This is a genomic window from Rhizobium sp. 01L419, assembly GCF_056400025.1.
The window spans coordinates 164,209-180,716 of the sequence record NZ_JBFTSM010000012.1 but is presented as its reverse complement, the minus strand read 5'-3'; the positions used below and the strand labels follow the sequence as shown (position 1 = coordinate 180,716).

The 16,508-nt window shown below is 62.2% G+C and carries 16 protein-coding genes; 14 read left to right on the top strand and 2 right to left on the bottom strand.

Translation table 11 applies throughout. From position 1 onward, the window contains the following. Window positions 1-2: 2 nt before the first annotated feature. Window positions 3-2,840, bottom strand: coding sequence for a lysozyme family protein (locus AC1DUP_RS23350; protein ID WP_477834769.1), 2,838 nt, complete (start codon window positions 2,838-2,840; stop codon window positions 3-5). A gap of 300 nt (window positions 2,841-3,140) precedes the next feature. Here AC1DUP_RS23350 and AC1DUP_RS23345 point away from each other — a divergent pair, with 300 nt between their 5' ends. The 3 genes from AC1DUP_RS23345 to AC1DUP_RS23335 all read left to right on the top strand — a co-directional run bounded on the left by AC1DUP_RS23345 (window position 3,141) and on the right by AC1DUP_RS23335 (window position 4,140). Beyond that, window positions 3,141-3,392 (top strand): hypothetical protein, encoded by a 252-nt coding sequence (locus AC1DUP_RS23345; RefSeq protein ID WP_113297058.1) that lies wholly within the window; start codon window positions 3,141-3,143, stop codon window positions 3,390-3,392. Between the two features lie 152 nt (window positions 3,393-3,544). After that, window positions 3,545-3,748, top strand: coding sequence for a hypothetical protein (locus AC1DUP_RS23340; protein WP_113310959.1), 204 nt, complete (start codon window positions 3,545-3,547; stop codon window positions 3,746-3,748). Beyond that, complete coding sequence (locus AC1DUP_RS23335) at window positions 3,745-4,140, top strand: hypothetical protein (RefSeq protein ID WP_477834767.1); 396 nt, start codon at window positions 3,745-3,747, stop codon at window positions 4,138-4,140. The genes AC1DUP_RS23340 and AC1DUP_RS23335 overlap by 4 nt, the downstream gene beginning before the upstream one ends. 134 nt (window positions 4,141-4,274) lie before the next feature. Here the strand turns inward: AC1DUP_RS23335 and AC1DUP_RS23330 are convergent, their stop codons facing one another. Then, a complete protein-coding gene (locus AC1DUP_RS23330) occupies window positions 4,275-4,700 on the bottom strand; it encodes a hypothetical protein (RefSeq protein WP_477834765.1) in 426 nt (141 codons plus the stop codon). Between the two features lie 131 nt (window positions 4,701-4,831). Between AC1DUP_RS23330 and AC1DUP_RS23325 the strand changes: the two genes are divergently transcribed. The 11 genes from AC1DUP_RS23325 to AC1DUP_RS23275 all read left to right on the top strand — a co-directional run bounded on the left by AC1DUP_RS23325 (window position 4,832) and on the right by AC1DUP_RS23275 (window position 16,506). Next, window positions 4,832-5,632 (top strand): GNAT family N-acetyltransferase, encoded by an 801-nt coding sequence (locus AC1DUP_RS23325; protein WP_477834764.1) that lies wholly within the window; start codon window positions 4,832-4,834, stop codon window positions 5,630-5,632. A 301-nt stretch (window positions 5,633-5,933) separates the two neighbouring features. Further along, window positions 5,934-6,521 carry a thioredoxin family protein gene (locus tag AC1DUP_RS23320; RefSeq protein ID WP_113310963.1) on the top strand — a complete coding sequence of 196 codons (588 nt, stop codon included), beginning with the start codon at window positions 5,934-5,936 and terminating at the stop codon, window positions 6,519-6,521. A 60-nt stretch (window positions 6,522-6,581) separates the two neighbouring features. Further along, the gene (locus tag AC1DUP_RS23315; protein WP_477834761.1) at window positions 6,582-8,213 is read left to right on the top strand and encodes an FAD-dependent oxidoreductase; all 1,632 of its coding nucleotides are present in this window, start codon (window positions 6,582-6,584) and stop codon (window positions 8,211-8,213) included. Beyond that, entirely contained in the window at window positions 8,210-8,536 is a 327-nt protein-coding gene (locus AC1DUP_RS23310; RefSeq protein WP_037107632.1) for a 4Fe-4S dicluster domain-containing protein, read from the top strand. The genes AC1DUP_RS23315 and AC1DUP_RS23310 overlap by 4 nt, the downstream gene beginning before the upstream one ends. A gap of 13 nt (window positions 8,537-8,549) precedes the next feature. Continuing rightward, window positions 8,550-9,386: an ABC transporter ATP-binding protein gene (locus AC1DUP_RS23305; protein WP_113015263.1), complete on the top strand. Its 837-nt coding sequence runs from the start codon at window positions 8,550-8,552 to the stop codon at window positions 9,384-9,386. 14 nt (window positions 9,387-9,400) lie between these two features. Beyond that, window positions 9,401-10,252 (top strand): ABC transporter permease, encoded by an 852-nt coding sequence (locus AC1DUP_RS23300; protein ID WP_477834759.1) that lies wholly within the window; start codon window positions 9,401-9,403, stop codon window positions 10,250-10,252. Between the two features lie 30 nt (window positions 10,253-10,282). Beyond that, window positions 10,283-11,317: an aliphatic sulfonate ABC transporter substrate-binding protein gene (locus AC1DUP_RS23295; protein ID WP_477834757.1), complete on the top strand. Its 1,035-nt coding sequence runs from the start codon at window positions 10,283-10,285 to the stop codon at window positions 11,315-11,317. Between the two features lie 152 nt (window positions 11,318-11,469). Beyond that, window positions 11,470-12,297: an oxidoreductase gene (locus AC1DUP_RS23290; RefSeq protein WP_477834755.1), complete on the top strand. Its 828-nt coding sequence runs from the start codon at window positions 11,470-11,472 to the stop codon at window positions 12,295-12,297. Window positions 12,298-12,383: 86 nt separating this feature from the next. Then, window positions 12,384-13,322: an AraC family transcriptional regulator gene (locus AC1DUP_RS23285; protein ID WP_477834853.1), complete on the top strand. Its 939-nt coding sequence runs from the start codon at window positions 12,384-12,386 to the stop codon at window positions 13,320-13,322. A 229-nt stretch (window positions 13,323-13,551) separates the two neighbouring features. After that, complete coding sequence (gene katE, locus AC1DUP_RS23280) at window positions 13,552-15,666, top strand: catalase (RefSeq protein ID WP_477834753.1); 2,115 nt, start codon at window positions 13,552-13,554, stop codon at window positions 15,664-15,666. Window positions 15,667-16,008: 342 nt separating this feature from the next. Beyond that, window positions 16,009-16,506 carry a hypothetical protein gene (locus AC1DUP_RS23275; protein ID WP_113297112.1) on the top strand — a complete coding sequence of 166 codons (498 nt, stop codon included), beginning with the start codon at window positions 16,009-16,011 and terminating at the stop codon, window positions 16,504-16,506. Window positions 16,507-16,508 lie beyond the last annotated feature (2 nt).

Below are 16,508 nucleotides of genomic sequence, written 5' to 3'. Positions count from 1 at the left end.
GATCAATTCTTTCTTTTCGTTTTTGGCAGCACGCCGGGCAGATTGCGGAATGTTGGCGCAGGATCGGGGGATGACGGCGCGGGTTTGGGAGGCAGCAACCGTGGGTCCATCATCGACTGCGGCAAGGAAAGCTGCCAGGCGAGGACCTTTTCGCGGTCGCGCCCGAATTCGGTGTGCTGCAAATTCTCCAGACGCTCAGCCTCCTGCTCGGCGTGCTTTTTGACGAGCGCTGCTTTCCTGGCGGCTGCAATCTCCTCGGGGGTCGGCGGGGTCGCAAAGAACGGTTTGCGGTAGTGCTGCAAAACGCCGTCCTTGTCCCTGTAGTAGATCTGGTAATGAGGCGCGATGCCGGCGGCTATGTCGTTTTCCGTGTCCTGGTCCGCCTCGAGGAAGGCCTCGTCATGTGTGATGCCATCGTCGGCAAGAGCCTTGTTCAACTGCTCCCCGATATAGCCGTGGGAACCGTCCCAGTCGGCCGGATAGGTCTTTTCCGGCGGCAAATGGGTGACGACTTTTGGCCCGTCCATCGTGAATTCCGACGTGCCGTAACGGCGCTTGATACGATCATTCGCAAGCGTCGTACCCGCATCGATATCGCCGCCGGCGTCGAAAATGCTTTCCGTCAGAATGTCCTTGTAGTCGCTGACGATCGCAGCCGACTGTCGCGGATTRCTCCCGAGGCTCGGCGCAAAGCTGAACCAGCCTTCGTCATAGATGCCGCTCACCTTTCCTTCTGTCGCAAGACGGTCGATCGCATCTTTCATCTGTTTCGTGTCCATCAGCGCCGAGCGCTGGCGCACCTTGTCGCGGTCTTTGCGATCGATGATGCGCCGGGCGGCAATGGCGGGCGTCAGGCCCACATCATCGACGTAATGCGAATAGAGGGCCACGTCGTCGGCAAGTTCGGCCCCGCCCGTCATCCAGCCGAGTGCGCCGGGAGAGGCGATCGAAATCCGGCTGGCAAGATCGAGCGCGTCAACCGTGCCATCGAGATCGCGGTTCGCGAGAGCCATACGCAAGCTGCTGCCGACCGCAGTCGGCACCGCGCCGGTCTGGCGGATCTGGTTGAGCAGCAGCGGCTCGAGCTGCGCAGGCGCGGCGGGCAATGAAATCGCCTCCCAGACGTCATCGTTGGCCTTGCGGCCGTTTTCGCTATAGGGAGCGATGACGAGCTTGCCAGCATGGAACGCCTCGACATTGGTGCGCGTTTCGAGCGCTTCCCGGTTCTTCTCGTCAAGGGTGTTGATTAGCATAACCTTGTCGCCGACATCGATGAGGGTATCGGCATGGATATCGCGCGTCGTCAGCGACGTATCGCCATTGTCGATGCGCTGGCGGTAAGCCTCGGCCTGCGCCACCTGGGCGGCTTTCTCCCGCGATGCCTGCTGCAGTGCGGCGGCCCGCGCGCCATCGGCGGCACTCTGGCGGATCTCATCGGCATAGGCCGGCGGCAGGCCGCTCAGGACGCTTTCCATCGCCTGCGAGAATTGCGGCCCGGCGGCTTGCGGCATAGTTGCTTCGGGGTTGGCCGTCGTGGTGAAGGCGCCCGCAGCAGCCCCCGCCGCCGCAGAAACAGCTAGAGGTGCCGACCTTGCCGCCCCCATGCGCTTGGAAAATTCCGTATCGGAAATCTTCAGCAAGCCTTCCCAGGTCGTCTTCAGGCCGGCGCGGATGGCAGCATAATTGCCGTCCTGGATATCGCGCGCCAGATCGCGGCCGGTATTCGTGCGGTAATCGGCCTGGGCCAGCCAGGCGGCGGCGCGGTCCTGCGAGGCCGGCGAAAAATCCGTCAGCCCCAGCGCCGTTGCGGCCCGCTCCCAGGTTCCCTTGACGAACTGGTAGCGTCCGGTCGCCGTCGTCGTGCCGCCGGCGCCGATGAGGCCGGGATGGGCGGCATAATCCCGGATGCGCTGGCCGCCGTTCATCATGTCGTAGGCCGGCGATTCCGTGCCTGAAATGACTGACAGCAGCGCATATTGATCATGGCTCAGGCCTCGGGCCGCAAACTGCCCCGGTGCCGGATTGGAGGCGTTGACATGCGCCGCATCGGCGCTAGCGGCCTTCTTCAGGCCGGGTTTCAGCCTGTCGAGCAGGACCATGTGATCCTGCGGCGTGATATCGGCACCGTGATCGGTCGCATATTTCGCGGCCCTGACCGTGTCGCTCTCGGCAATGCGCAGGGCAGATTGCAGGCGCACGTTGCTGAGATAGGTCGCCCGCTCCAGCAGCCGGCGCTCCTCGCCCCAGCCTTCCTTGGCGCCGCGAGCATCGAGCTCCTGCAGGCCGCGGCCGACGAAGCCATTCCACCTGGTCTCATCGTCGGGCGTCTGGATTGCCTGGCGCGAGAAATTTTCCGCCGCTGCCGTGTGTTCCTGCAGCAGCCACTTCTTCGTCTCGTCGGCTTTCTTGATCATGCCGGAGCGCAGCGCGTCGGTTTCGTAGGCCGCAACCTGCTTGTTGAAGAGGCCCGTTTGCGCCGGCGACATCTTCCCGACGATATCGCGCTTCAGGCCCTTGACGCTCTTCTGGTAGGCGTCGAACCCTTCGACCGCCTGCCGCCCTTGTGTGTTGGCATAGCCGGTATCGGGGTCGTAAAGCAGCTTGTCTTTCGCCTGCAGCCATTGATTGGCGCCATCGCTGACGACAGCCTCATCGCGCATCTGCTGCACACGCTGCACCGCTTCGGCCGCGACATCCATGCCACCAGCAACGGACTGCAGCCCTTTGCCGATCGCCAAGCCGAAGGCATCGGCCGTCGCACCGCCAACGAGCGTTTCGGTATATTCGGGCCGCAGTGCAACGCGGTCCTGATTTTCTTGATAGAGGGGAACCTTGACCAAATCCGCGGCCTTTCTTCGTCGTATTGCTGATCACAACGAACATCGGCAGGAAAGGTTGAGTCCGAGACAGACGACCGGAGAAAGCCAGGTCTCATCGAAGCCCGAGAACTCCTGGCTGCATAGACTGAAGGCAGGAGGACTTCTCCACTCCTTCTGGAAAGGTCAGATCTTTGGATGTCAGGTAATTGCCCGCTGGGTGAATGCCGGCCCCGACCGATTCGGCCAGCGCGCGCCGTCAACCGCGATTTTCGCAGTCAACCGTTCGCACCCTATCCATGACGCCAAACGAGGAATGGCATCATGGATGAGACCACCCGCAACGAGCTCGATAAACTCCACGGCAGGATCAACGATTTGAAGGAGCGCGTCGTCTCGCTGGAAGCGCAGCAGCCGCATATCAACGCTGCCCTGCTGCGCATCGAAGGCAGCGTCGAAAAGCTCGCAAACCGCATCGGCAAGGCTTTCTGGGCGGTCGTCGCCATCGTGCTGACGCCGCTCGCCGGGCTGTTGATCAAGGCGATCGCCTCCGGCGCGCTCGCCCGCTTTCTCTAAGCAATTCCAGCAAAAGTGCGTAGCGGTTTTGTGCACGGAATTGCGGAAAAACAAAGAGATGGAGCATTTCCCTGATTCAAATTCTCTGAGTTCACCCCGACAACCCTTCCCAAACCATCCTGCCGCCATCCACCATCATTAGGGCAGCAGACATGACCCTCGTCTTCATCCGCATTCTCCTGCGTTACCTCGCCGCCATCCTCGTCACCCGTGGGCTGATCGCCCCCGATCTCGGCGAAATGATCTCGCGTGATCCCGATGTCGCAATGGCCCTTCAGGTCGCCTCCGGCGTGCTCATCGCCGCCATTGCCGAAGGCTGGTATTATCTGGCGCATCGCTGCGGATGGGCGAAATGAAGTGGCTGAGCGACCTGCTGCTCGGCGGCATCATCGAGAAATTCACCGGCCCGCTGCTATCAGCCTATCAGGCAAAACTCTCGGCCGAGACCGATCAGCAGAAGCTTGCCGCGGAAGAAGCAATCAAGAGCATCGAGGCTGCCCGCGATATCGCGGTCGCGGAAGCCGCCGACCGCTGGAGCGCCACCCGCCTCGGCCGCCTGCTCATCGTCATCCCTTTCGGGCTCTGGTGGGCGGCGATCTACATGGTGCAGCTCCTTAATCCGTGGTTCGGCCTCAATCTCGTCGTCGTCGACGTGCCGCCGCGCATCAATGACATGGCGCTGGTGCTGATCCCGGCGATCGTCGTCGGCGATGCCGGAGCGCTGCTCGCGCGGCGTTTGAAGAGATAGCAGGACACCAGCTCAACCATTGCCTGCCATCATCACCCCATCAAGAGAGCGACGGGTTGGGGGCCGAATTCCTCCGGTGACCTTGCGAAACGCCTTCGGCCGGAGCCAGGCGCTCTCTTGATGCCAGCCTTCTGCTACCAGAAGCGCCACCACGGATGCTTTGCAGTTGATGAAGCCGGTGCGATGGCCGCTATGGGTTCGCCATCCGGGCCATAGAACTCCCCGTCGTCTCCTTGCACTCTGGCGCCGAGGTGTTCGGCGATCGACCACATCTTGCGGCGAATTTCCGGATCGGGGTTCTTGGCGTCGATGTTATCGCTCCCGCTCCAGGCAAGCCAGCACAGATCGTTTCCACGCTCTCCGCCGGAATAGGCTATCCAGACGCAGAGGCCTTTCTGTACGACGCGGAGAACCTTGCCACCATTCAAGGCAGCTTCGGCAAAACCATCGTGCCGCAGCTCGGGGTCGCCCTCCACATAGGCAAGCCAGTCCTCAAGCGAAACGCCCGGGCTCGGGTCAAACCAGTTCTCTTTGCGGGTAATATGAAGATCATACCCCATTTGCCTCACCCTCCACGGGAATTCATATCCTGGGCCGACCCTACGTTCGGCACATAAACAAAAGGTTGCGTATGACGAGCTGTTAGGGCCGACTGCGCGGGCTCGCAGCGACGGATTCGGGAAATTCAGGCATGACGGAAGAAACCTGTAACGAGATCACCCTTGTCTCCGCCGAGGAACGGCCCGATCTCATCCCCGCGTTCGACGAACTCGGTGCAGCCGTCTGGCCGAAGTTCATCGGCGGCGACGCTACTGTCATCAGATACTGGAACAGCCTGTTCTCTGATGGCCTGCGCCGCCATCAGTTCCTGGCCCTCGGCAGGGACAGCCAGGGAAACGAGCAGGTTGTTGCTACATCGAACAGCATCCCCTTCCTGTGGCCCGAACCTGAAGACGACGCCTCCCTGCCCGATGCCGGATGGGATGCCGTTCTCGCCGGTGGCATAGAGGCGCTTACGTCGGGTCAAAAACCCAATGCGCTCTCAGCCCTCGCCATCGTCGTCTCGCCCGCCATGCGCGGTTCGGATCTCGCCGAACGGCTGATCGCCAACATGAAGGCGGATGCCAGACATTACGGCTTTCAGGCCCTCGTCGCCCCCGTGCGCCCCACGAAGAAGGCCGCCTATCCCCTGACATCCTTCGAGAACTACATCGCCTGGACGACCCCGGCAGGCGCGCCCTTCGATCCCTGGGTGCGCAAGCATTGGCAGCTCGGCGCCCGCCTCGTGAAAATCGCTCCGAACTCGATGCGGGTCGAGGCGCCGCTGTCGCAATGGAGCGAATGGAGCGGTCTGCGCTTTCCCGTTTCCGGGCCGTACCATCTGGAGGGCGGTCTGACGCCGCTGATTGCGGATTGTGAGAGCGAGCTCGGGCTTTATGAAGAGCCGAATGTCTGGATGCGGCATAGGCTGGAGGATGATTTGAAGGTCTGACTGCTGGAGCTGAGACTGAAGATCCGCGGATAGAACCCTTGTGCCACGTGGCTCGACCCTGGTCAGGAGGCCCGAAGGGTCGGATGAGGGGGCTCCGGGCCGCAGCCTCTCCTCTTTCTGCCTGCCAAGACTACCGAGTCCTCCTTCCATCCTCTCCTCCGCCACACTCCCAAGATTTTTCCACGATCCATCCCATCAACGAAAACCTATTTCGCTAAAGCCCCATCGAAGCAAATGCCTTCGGGTTTAAACTTCATAGAATTTATAGATTATATCTCTTTCACGCATCAGGAGGATATCCGTGCCCAAGACCGCTTCCAATCCCATCGAGCTCGGCACCCGTGCTGCAGACTTCATTCTGCCTGACGCCAAGGGTGTGCTTCACAAGCTCTCCGATTTTGACGGCACACCGGCGCTGCTCGTCGCCTTCATCTCCAACCGTTGCCCCTTCGTGCAGCTGATCCGCAATGATCTGGCCGCTTTCGCCAGGGAATACGAAGCCAGGGGCCTGCGCGTCATCGCCATCAACAGCAACGATTCGGAAGCACACCCGGAAGAAAGCCTTGCGGCCGTCGGCCAGGAAGCCGAAGCGATCGGCTACACCTTCCCCTATCTGAAAGACGAGGCGCAGGCGGTGGCGAAAGCCTATGGCGCGGCCTGCACACCTGATCTTTTCCTCTTCGATGGCGCGCGCAAGCTCGCCTATCACGGCCAGTTCGATGATGCCCGCCCGGGCAATGGCAAGTCCGTCACCGGCAAGGATCTGCGCGCCGCCGCAGACGCGGTTCTCGCCGGCGCCAGGCCCGCAGCCGAACAGACCGCATCGATCGGCTGCAACATCAAGTGGACCGCGGGCAACGAACCCTCCTGGTTCTCCAACGCTGCCTGATATCAGTCGCGGCAGCTACTCCCTCTGCCGCGCTCTTTCCCATGATCCAGAGATTTCCTGATGTCGCTGAAGCGTAAAGACTTGGCGGGCAGCGGCCCGTTGCATCTGCAGACGGACGTGCTGGTCCTCGGCGGCGGGCCGGCCGGCGCGTGGGCGGCATTGTCGGCGGCGCAGAATGGCGCCCGCGTCGTGCTTGCCGACAAGGGCTATCTCGGCACCAGCGGCGCAACCGCTCCGTCCAACACCGGCACCTGGCTGGTGCCACCGGGCGAAAACCGTGCCCAGGTCGTCGAGCGCCGCTGGCAGCGCACCGCCAATCTCGCCGACCAGCGCTGGATGCTGCGCACCGTCGACCAGGCCTATGAAAACCTCCTGAAGCTTGCCGAATGGGGCTATCCCTTCCCCGATGACGAGGATGGCAAGCTCTATATCGCCAATCTGCGCGGGCCTGACTACATGGCGTTCATGCGCCGCCGGGTGCTGAAAGCCGGCATCACCGTGCTGGATCACCACCCTGCCCTCGAACTCTATTTCGATGGCGAAGCCGTCACGGGTGCCGCAGGCATCGACCGCCAGCGCGACCGCGACTGGCGTGTGGATGCCGGCGCCGTGGTGCTGGCAACAGGCGGCTGCGCCTTCCATGAGCGCATCCTCGGTGCGGCAGCACTCACCGGCGACGGCCACCTGATGGCGGCGGAAGCCGGCGCCAGTCTCTCTGGCATGGAATTTACCGGCAAATATACGCTCGCCCCCTATGGCTCCTCGCTGAACAAGGGCCTGCCCTTCCGCTGGGCCTCCTTCTTCCGCGAGGATGGCACGCCGATCCTCGATAGCGATGGCAACCACCTGCAGAACGGCATCGGCGAGCGCGAAAAGGAAATCGCGAGAGCCATGATCGAAGCCCCCGTCTATGCCGTGCTCGATCAGGCCGAACCCGCCCTGCAGGACTGGCTGCGCCGCGGCCAGCCGAACTGTTTCGTGCCCTATGACCGCGCGCCGGTCGATCCCTTTGCCCAGATGTTCCGCGTCACCTTCCGCGCCGAAGGCACCGTGCGCGGCACCGGCGGCATCCGCATCGCCACATCCGATTGCGGCACCGATGTGCAGGGCCTCTATGTCGCCGGCGATGCCGCAAGCCGCGAACCACTCGCGGGCGCCACATCAGGCGGCGGCGGGCCGAATTCTTCCTGGGCCATCGCCAGCGGCTGGTGGTCCGGCCAGGGCGCAGCGTCGCATAGCAAGCGCCGCGGCGACAAGGCCTTCCGCGCCAATTCCAGCCCGCTCGGCCAGGCGGGTCTGCGCCCCGGCGGCACTTCGAAATCCTCTCTGACGCCGAAAGATGTCATCGACAGCGTGCGCGCCGAAGTCACGCCGCTGGAGAAAAACTATTTCCGCGAAGGCACCCGCCTGCAGGCGAGCCAGGACAAGCTCGACACGCTCTGGGCCGATGTTAAAAACCACCTTTCCGGCTCCGGCCTCGACAGGCTGAAGGCGCGGGAAGCAGCCGCCATTGCCGCCCACGGCCGCTGGTCGCTCGCCTCCGCATTCGCCCGCAAGGAAAGCCGCGGCATGCACCGCCGCTCGGACTTTAAGGGTAATGACCCGGCCTTCGCCCATTCCATCACCGTGCGCGGCGTCGATGACATCGTGGTCAGCGCACAGGCAGAAAGCCGCCAGGAAATCGCATCATGATCGAAGTCGTCTCCGAAAGCCGCTGCGTGGAATGCGATATCTGCGTGAAGGTCTGTCCGGCCAATGTCTTCGACGCGACCGATGGCGTTCCCGTCATCGCTCGCCAGGATGACTGCCAGACCTGCTTCCTCTGCGAAATCTACTGTCCCACCGACGCGCTCTATGTCGCCGAGCGCGCCGATGGTCCCCTCGCCATCACCGAAGAGGAAGTGGAAGAGCGCAATCTCTTCGGCAGCTATTCCCGCGCGCTCGGCTGGCAGCGCGGCAAACCGGGCGGATCTCAACTCGACCCCACCCACCGCATCCGCGTCGCGCAAGTCTGAATTGGAGAAGCCCATGGACCGCATCACCGTCACCGATGTCCGCAAGACCTTCCAGCTGAAGCCCGGCCAGACAGTCCAGATCGATGGCCGCCCTTCGGACCGCGTCACCGTCTTGAACGGTATCGATCTCACCATCCGCAAAGGCGAATTCATCACCCTCGTCGGCCCGAGCGGCAGCGGCAAATCCGTGCTGCTGGACATCATCGGCGGCCTCACCGAAGCCTCCGACGGCATCGTCCGGATCGATGGCAAGCACATCGTCAAGCCGGACCCGAAGACTGGTTACGTCTTCCAGCAATATGCGCTGTTTCCCTGGCGCACCGCTCTTGCCAATATCGAATATGCGCTTGAAGTCCACGGCGTTCCCAAGCGCGAGCGCACGGAGAAGGCCCGCTACTTCCTCTCCCTCTTCGGCCTCTCCGGCTTCGAGGATCGTTTCCCCAACCAGCTCTCCGGCGGCATGCAGCAGCGCGTGGCGATTGCCCGCGCTCTCGCGACCGACCCCGAAGTCCTGCTGATGGACGAGCCCTTCGCAGCACTCGATGCCCAGACCCGCGAGATCCTGCAGACCGAACTCCTGCGCATCTGGGAAAAGATCAACACGACTGTCGTCTTCGTCACCCACTCGATCGACGAGGCGATCTACCTCGCCGACCGTATCGTCGTCATGACCGCCCGCCCCGGCACGGTGAAGGAAATCATCGAGATCGACCTGCCCCGCCCGCGCGATGGCGACATCAGAGCAAGTGCGGAGTTCAACGCCCATCGCGGCCGCGTCTGGGAGGCGCTGCGTGACGAGGTGAACAAGGCGCAGAAAGACTGGGCGCTTTCGCCCGCCTATGCCCACTGAAGGGAAGAAAGCTTATGGCCTACGTCACCGATAAACCCGCCTTCGGCGCCCGCCTCTTCCCCTCGCGGGAGAAAGCTGCGCGCCCTAAGCGCCGCCTCGAATTCGGCACCTTCACCTATGGCCTGCCGCTAATGGTCGTCTTCTTCGGCCTCTGGGAAATCGCCCCCCGCCTCGGCTGGCTGAACCGCATCTTCTTCCCGCCGCTGAGCGAAGTGCTGGAAGCCTGGTACGCCATGCTGCTCGACGGCACGCTCTCGGCCAATATCGGCATCAGCCTGCAGCGCGCCGCCATCGGCTTCCTGCTGGCGGTCGTCATTGCCGTGCCGCTCGGCTTCCTGATGGGCCGCTATACGCTCTTCGAAAAGGTCTCGGACCTGCTCGTGCAGACGCTGCGCAACACCTCGCAATTTGCCCTTCTGCCGGTCTTCATCCTGCTGCTCGGCATTGGCGAGGCCTCCAAGATCGCCATCTGCTTCTATTCCTCGATCTTCTTCCTGCTGATCAACACGATTTCGGGCGTCAAATCCGTCGATCCGCTGCTGCTCAAAGCCGCCCGCTCCATGGGCACGTCCGATCTCGACATGTTCCGCAAGGTCATCCTGCCGGCCAGCATTCCCTCCATCGTCTCGGGCATGCGCCTTGCCGTCAAATCCTCGATCTTCGCCGTCATCGGCGCCGAAATGCTCGCCGCTAAATCCGGCCTCGGATTCCTGATCCAGCAGTCGCAGCTGATGATGGAAACGGCCGACATGTATGCCGGCATCATCACCATGACCGCGATCGGCCTGCTCGTGAACTACCTGCTCGTCTGGTTCGAGCGCTGGGCGACCGCCTGGAAGGGCAGCTCCGAAATCTCTCACAACTGATTGCAATACCGTTTCTGAAGGGGACATCACATGACAAGCTTCAACCCATCCATCCTGCGCCGCACGCTGCTATCAGGCCTCGCAGCCCTCGCCCTCGGCAGTGCCGCGCTCTCCACGCCGGCCTTTGCCGAAGACAAGCCCGATGTCATCCGCATCGGCAGCACGGCGCCCGGCCACCTGAAATTCATCCTCGAGCGCCATAGCGGCTCGCTCGCCAAGGAATTCGAAAAAGATGGCATCAAGGTCGAATTCATCGCCTTCACCAATGGCGGCTCGGAAGCCACCACTGCACTTGCCACGGGTGCTGTCGAATTCATCTACACCGGCAACAATCCGGCGCTGCGCGTCGCCGCAGCCGGTGCGGATGTGAAGGCGATCGGCCTCTCCAGCTTCGTCAAGGAAAATGGCTCGGCGATCATCGTCAAGACGGACTCGCCGATCAAGTCGCTGGCGGACCTGAAGGGCAAGAAGGTCGCCTATCTCACCGGCACCGTACGCCACTCCACCTTCGCAAAGGCGCTGAAGTCGGCTGGCCTGTCGCTCAACGACGTGGAATCCCTCAACCTCGCCTTCGACGCGTCAGGCCCGGCGCTGGTGCGCGGTGATGTCGATGCCGTCGTCGAAAGCGGCGATGTCGCCGCCAAGCTCGTCGACACCGGCGAGGCCCGCGTCATCCTCGATGCCTCCTCGCATCCGGAATGGTCCGCCCCCTTCCTGATCTCTGCCAATGGCGAATTCGTCAAGAAATACCCTGATCTCGTCAAGCGCCTCTTGAAGGTCGATATCGAAACCGCACGCTGGGCCGACGCCCACCCGGAAGACACGATCAAGATCTTCGTCGACGAAACCAAGTCCTCGGAAAAGTCCGTGCGCAAGACCTACAAGGACAACGTCTTCTACCAGGACCCGAAGATCACTCCTGAGGCGCTCGCCTCGCTGAAGAGCGAAGAGCAGTTCATGGCCGACGCCAAGCTGCTCAAGGGCTCCGTCGACTACGACAAGTGGATCGACACCAGCTTCCTCGACGCCGCCTATAAGGAAGTCGACGCCAAGAAGTCGAACTGATCTCCGGGCAGAACCCGCAAACGTTTCCTCGCCATCTGAGTCGTTGGCGGGGAGAATTGGCGCCTTTCGCAATATGTCTGGCGTCGTCTGCAAATGATCTGGCATGATGCGCCGATTACCTTGCGTTCTATGCAAGAGCAAAAAGGTGCATCATGAACAGCAAATCCCAATCCACGGCCCTGGTCACCGGCGCGTCATCCGGCATGGGAAAGACCATCGCCGGACGCCTGATCGCTGATGGCTATCTGGTCTATGTCGCCGCCCGCAACGTCGAGAAGATGGCCGATCTGGCAGAGCTTGGCGCAATCCCGCTGCAGATGGATATTTCGAAGGACGAGGACATCGTTGCCGCCGTCAGGGCCATCACCGAGAGATCTGGTGGCGTCGATGTGCTGGTCAACAATGCCGGCTTCGGTCTCTACGGCCCTGTCGAGGAGATCCCGCTCGATGAGGCGCGTTATCAGTTCGAGGTGAACGTCTTTGGCCCCGCGCGCCTGACCCAGCTTCTGCTTCCAGCTATGCGGGCGCGCGGCGCAGGCACCATCGTCAACATCACCTCGATGGGCGGCAAGATCTATACGGTGCTCGGCGCCTGGTATCACGCCACCAAGCATGCGCTGGAAGGCTGGTCCGACAGCCTGCGGCTCGAGCTCGAACCCTTCGGCATCCGCGTCGTCGTGATCGAGCCGGGACTTATCGAAACAGGCTTTGGCGACGCCGCTTCCCGGGGCATCCTGGAACGGTCCGGCACCGGCCCTTACGGGAAGCTCGCGCAAAGCGTGGCCGCCTCCATCGACAGGAGCTATGGCCGGGGCCAGGGAACCGATCCCAAGGTCATCGCCGATGTCGTCGGTGATGCCGTCCGGTCGGCCCGGCCCAAAACCCGCTATGCAGCGGGCAAATACGCAAAGATGATGATCTGGGTGCGCAAGTGGCTGGGCGACCGCGCCTTCGACCGGCTGATCAAGAGCCAGATGTGAAGGCCGCCGTAGAGGATGCAATGATGACCGGGAATGCGGGCGACAGATGCAGGCTGCCGCAGGCCTTCTGGCGGGCGGCGGAGCGCATGGGCTTGCCCGCCCCGGCTCTGCTGCGTCAGGCAAGGTTGCCGGCGACACTGCATATCGCGCCGGAGACATGGCTGTCCACCGCACAGTATTTCGCGCTGTGGCGTGCGGTCGAAACGCTGTCGCAAGACCCCGCCATCGGCCTGCGCATGACCGTCGAGACCGATACCTCGCTGCATCCGCCCGCCACGATGTCGGCCTTTTTCGCGCGGGATTACCGCGACGGGTTGCATCGGCTGGCGCGGTTCAAACGGCTCTGCACCCCGGAGGAACTGACCGCAGCCGAAACCGTGAGCGAATGCCGCGTCGCGGTGCGCTGGCTTCATACCGATGAAGCCGAGCCGGATGCGGCAGCCGACGTGACCTTTGCGGCGATCCTTGAACTCGGGCGGCGCGGAACGGGGCGGCATCTCATGCCCATCCGGGTCGAGATGACCCGAACCGGGCCGGTGAGCGAAGCACATCGATCCTACTTTGATGCACCTGTTCGTACCGGCTGCGCGCAGAACGTGCTGGTGCTGGATCGTGCCGATCTGGACCTGCCGTTCTCAGGACATAACCCCGAACTGCTTGCGATCCTCGATCCCTCTCTTGCTGCATCGCTTGGCGAGATCGAAGCACGATCCTCGCTCCCCGATCAGGTAAAGATCCTGATCAAGCGCCGCATCGCCAGTGGCAAACCCGATATTGCCGATGTGGCCCGCGAAATGGGCATGAGCGAGCGGACCCTGCAGCGCCGCATCACAGAACAGGGCACGAGCTATCGCGGCCTGCTGGACGAAGCGCGGCGGGAACTCGGCCGCCGTTTGCTGTCCGACGGGCAGAACGGCATCGAGGAGATAGCATTCCTGCTGGGCTTTCAGGATACCAGTTCGTTCTATCGGGCCTTCCGCGCATGGGAAGGGCTTACCCCGGCAGAATGGAGAGACCTCCACTGAAACGGTTTGTCCAGCGCCGCCCCATGCTCTCGATTCAGCGTATATCAGCAACCGCCCAACAAAGCCCGCCCCAAAAGCCGGCCCCGAAAGCCTGCTTTGTTGATTGCCGAAATTCCGCGCGTCTCCCTGAGCCCGATTTCACGTCGGTCCGAATACAGCGGCGACACCGTTTCCGGACAGGAACAATGAGCAGTTGAGTGCATTCCCTCATCGACCCAAGGAGGGACCCATGTCACCCAAAACCGTAAAAACAGCTGCATCCGCAACCGCGACTATCCACGATCAGCGCCTTCACAGGGGGGCCGGCGGCGAGCTCCATCAGATCGCCGAGGATGGCGCCGACGTCTTGACGACGTCGCAGGGCGCACCCGTTGCAGACGATCAGAACACGCTGAGGGTCGGCCCGCGCGGCCCGGCCCTGATCGAGGATTTCCATTTCCGCGAAAAGATATTCCATTTCGACCACGAGCGCATTCCGGAGCGGGTGGTCCATGCCCGCGGTTATGGCGCGCACGGTTTCTTTGAGACTTATGCCCCCCTGTCGAAATATACGAGGGCTGATCTTTTCCAGCGCGCCGGCGAGAAGACGCCGGCCTTCGTGCGCTTCTCCACTGTCGCCGGCAGCAAGGGTTCCTTCGATCTCGCGCGCGACGTGCGCGGTTTTGCCGTAAAGATCTACACCCAGGAGGGAAATTGGGATCTGGTCGGAAACAATATTCCGGTCTTCTTCATCCAGGATGCCATCAAGTTTCCGGATATCATCCATTCGGTCAAACCTGAACCGGACCGCGGCTTTCCCCAGGCGCAGTCGGCCCACGACAATTTCTGGGACTTCATCTCGCTGACTCCGGAAAGCATGCACATGATCATGTGGGTGATGTCCGACCGCGCGATCCCGCGATCATTCCGCTTCATGGAAGGTTTCGGCGTGCATACCTTCCGCTTCGTCAACGAGAAGGACGTATCCACTTTCGTCAAATTCCACTGGAAGCCCAAGCTCGGGCTGCAGTCGGTGGTCTGGAATGAAGCCGTCAAGATCAATGGCGCCGATCCCGATTTCCATCGGCGCGATCTTTGGCAGGCGATCCAATCGGGCAACTTCCCGGAATGGGAACTCTGCGTGCAGCTTTTCGATCAGAAATTCGCAGACGAATTCGATTTCGACGTGCTCGACCCCACCAAGATCATTCCCGAGGAGATCCTGCCCGTCCAGCCGATCGGCCGGCTGGTGCTCGACCGCATGCCGGACAACTTTTTCGCGGAAACCGAACAGGTCGCCTTCATGACCCAGAACGTCCCGCCCGGCATCGATTTCAGCAATGACCCGCTGCTCCAGGGACGCAATTTCTCCTATCTCGATACGCAGCTGAAGCGCCTTGGCGGACCGAACTTCACCCATCTGCCGATCAATGCACCGAAGTGTCCCTTCCACCATTTCCAGCAGGACGGGCACATGGCGATGCGCAACCCGGTCGGCCGGATCAACTACGAACCGAATTCCTCGGGCGAAGGCCCGCGGGAATCGCCGGCCAGGGGCTTCCGCACCTTCCCGTCGGAGGAAACGGGGCAGAAGGTGCGCCTGCGTCCCGAAAGCTTTGCCGACCATTACAGCCAGGCGCGCCAGTTCTATATCAGCCAGACGCCGCCCGAGCAGCGCCACATCGCCGCCGCCCTGACCTTCGAACTCAGCAAGGTCGAAAATCCCGTCATCCGCGAGCGGATGGTATCGCATCTGCTGAACATCGACGAGACGCTGGCTGCGAAGGTGGCAGCAGCGCTCGGCATTGCCGACATGCCGAAGCCGGCGGACGCGGCCATGCCGACCCGTCAGGATCTGGAGCCTTCGGCCGCACTCAGCATCATCGAGCGCGGACCCAAACGGTTCGAGGGCCGCAAACTCGGGTTGCTGGTGACTGATGGATCGGACGCGGCTCTCGTTGGAGCCATTACCGGCGCGATTACCGGGGAAAAGGGCGTGGTCGAGATCATTGCGCCCAAGATCGGAGGCGTGACCCTGTCGGACGGCTCGTTCCTTGAAGCCCAGCAGATGATCGATGGCGGACCATCCGTTCTCTATGATGCGGTCGCCGTTCTCGCCGCAGAAGACGCGATGCCCGACCTCCTCAAGGAATCCACCGCCCGCGATTTCGTCGCCGATGCATTCGCCCATTGCAAGTTCATTGGCTACGCAGCCCCTGTCCTGGCGCTCATGCGGAAGGCAGGCATCGAGGATCTCGATGAAGGCACGGTCGAGATCGGCTCGGCCAAGGACATCGAGGCATTTGTCGCTGAACTTGGAAAACTGCGGGTCTGGGCGCGAGAGCCCTCCGTCAAGATCCGCTAAACGCATCCGTGCCGCGGGCCTGCCCCGCGGCACCAATTCCTGCTTTCAACCCTCTCAACCGGAAGCCTTATCCGAAAGGCCGACAGCTACATGTATTTACGCCGATATTACTGTTGCGTACTTTCGTGTTGCATACAAAGCGCCTAAACTTCAGCCCACACTAAAATGCCATCCGGGGGGAAGTCAGGCATGAGAGACCGATTGAACAGGATGAGGCAGTGTGGGCGCCGCCTGACCGCGACCGTTGCGGCGGCATCGGCGGCCACGCAATCTGCGTCAGCAGCCGATGACGCAGCGACGCGGGCCTATCACACCGCCCTCACCGACCATGTACCCGGCTTCATCACCGGACCCGGCCAGACCGACTATCTCTTCATCGCCGTCATTGTGCTGATCCTGGTAATGATCCTCGCCATCGGCAATTTCTACTTCCAGCTCCATGCCGTTCCCGAGCGCATCGCGCACCGGGCCAACAAGGCGCAGCTGGAGATCGTCGCCGTGCTGGCACTGATCTCGCTCTTCACCCACAATCACCTCTACTGGATCATCGGCCTGCTGCTGGCGATGATCCGAATTCCGGATTTTTCGACACCGCTCTATTCGATCGCCCGGTCGATTGCGAGGCTCGCAAGCCGCCATCCCGAGGCCGGTGTTGCCCCGGCTGCTCCGCCAGCCTCAAATCATGCTGCCCCGGTTGCAGCAGACCCGTCGCCCCCGGCCAATTCTCCCACGGCCACTGCGCCCGTTTCCGGTGCACCGATCGCTCCCGCGCCATCCGCCACGCATCCGCACATCGTCCAGCCGGTCATCAAGTCCGGTGCACAGGGAGAAGGTATCTGACC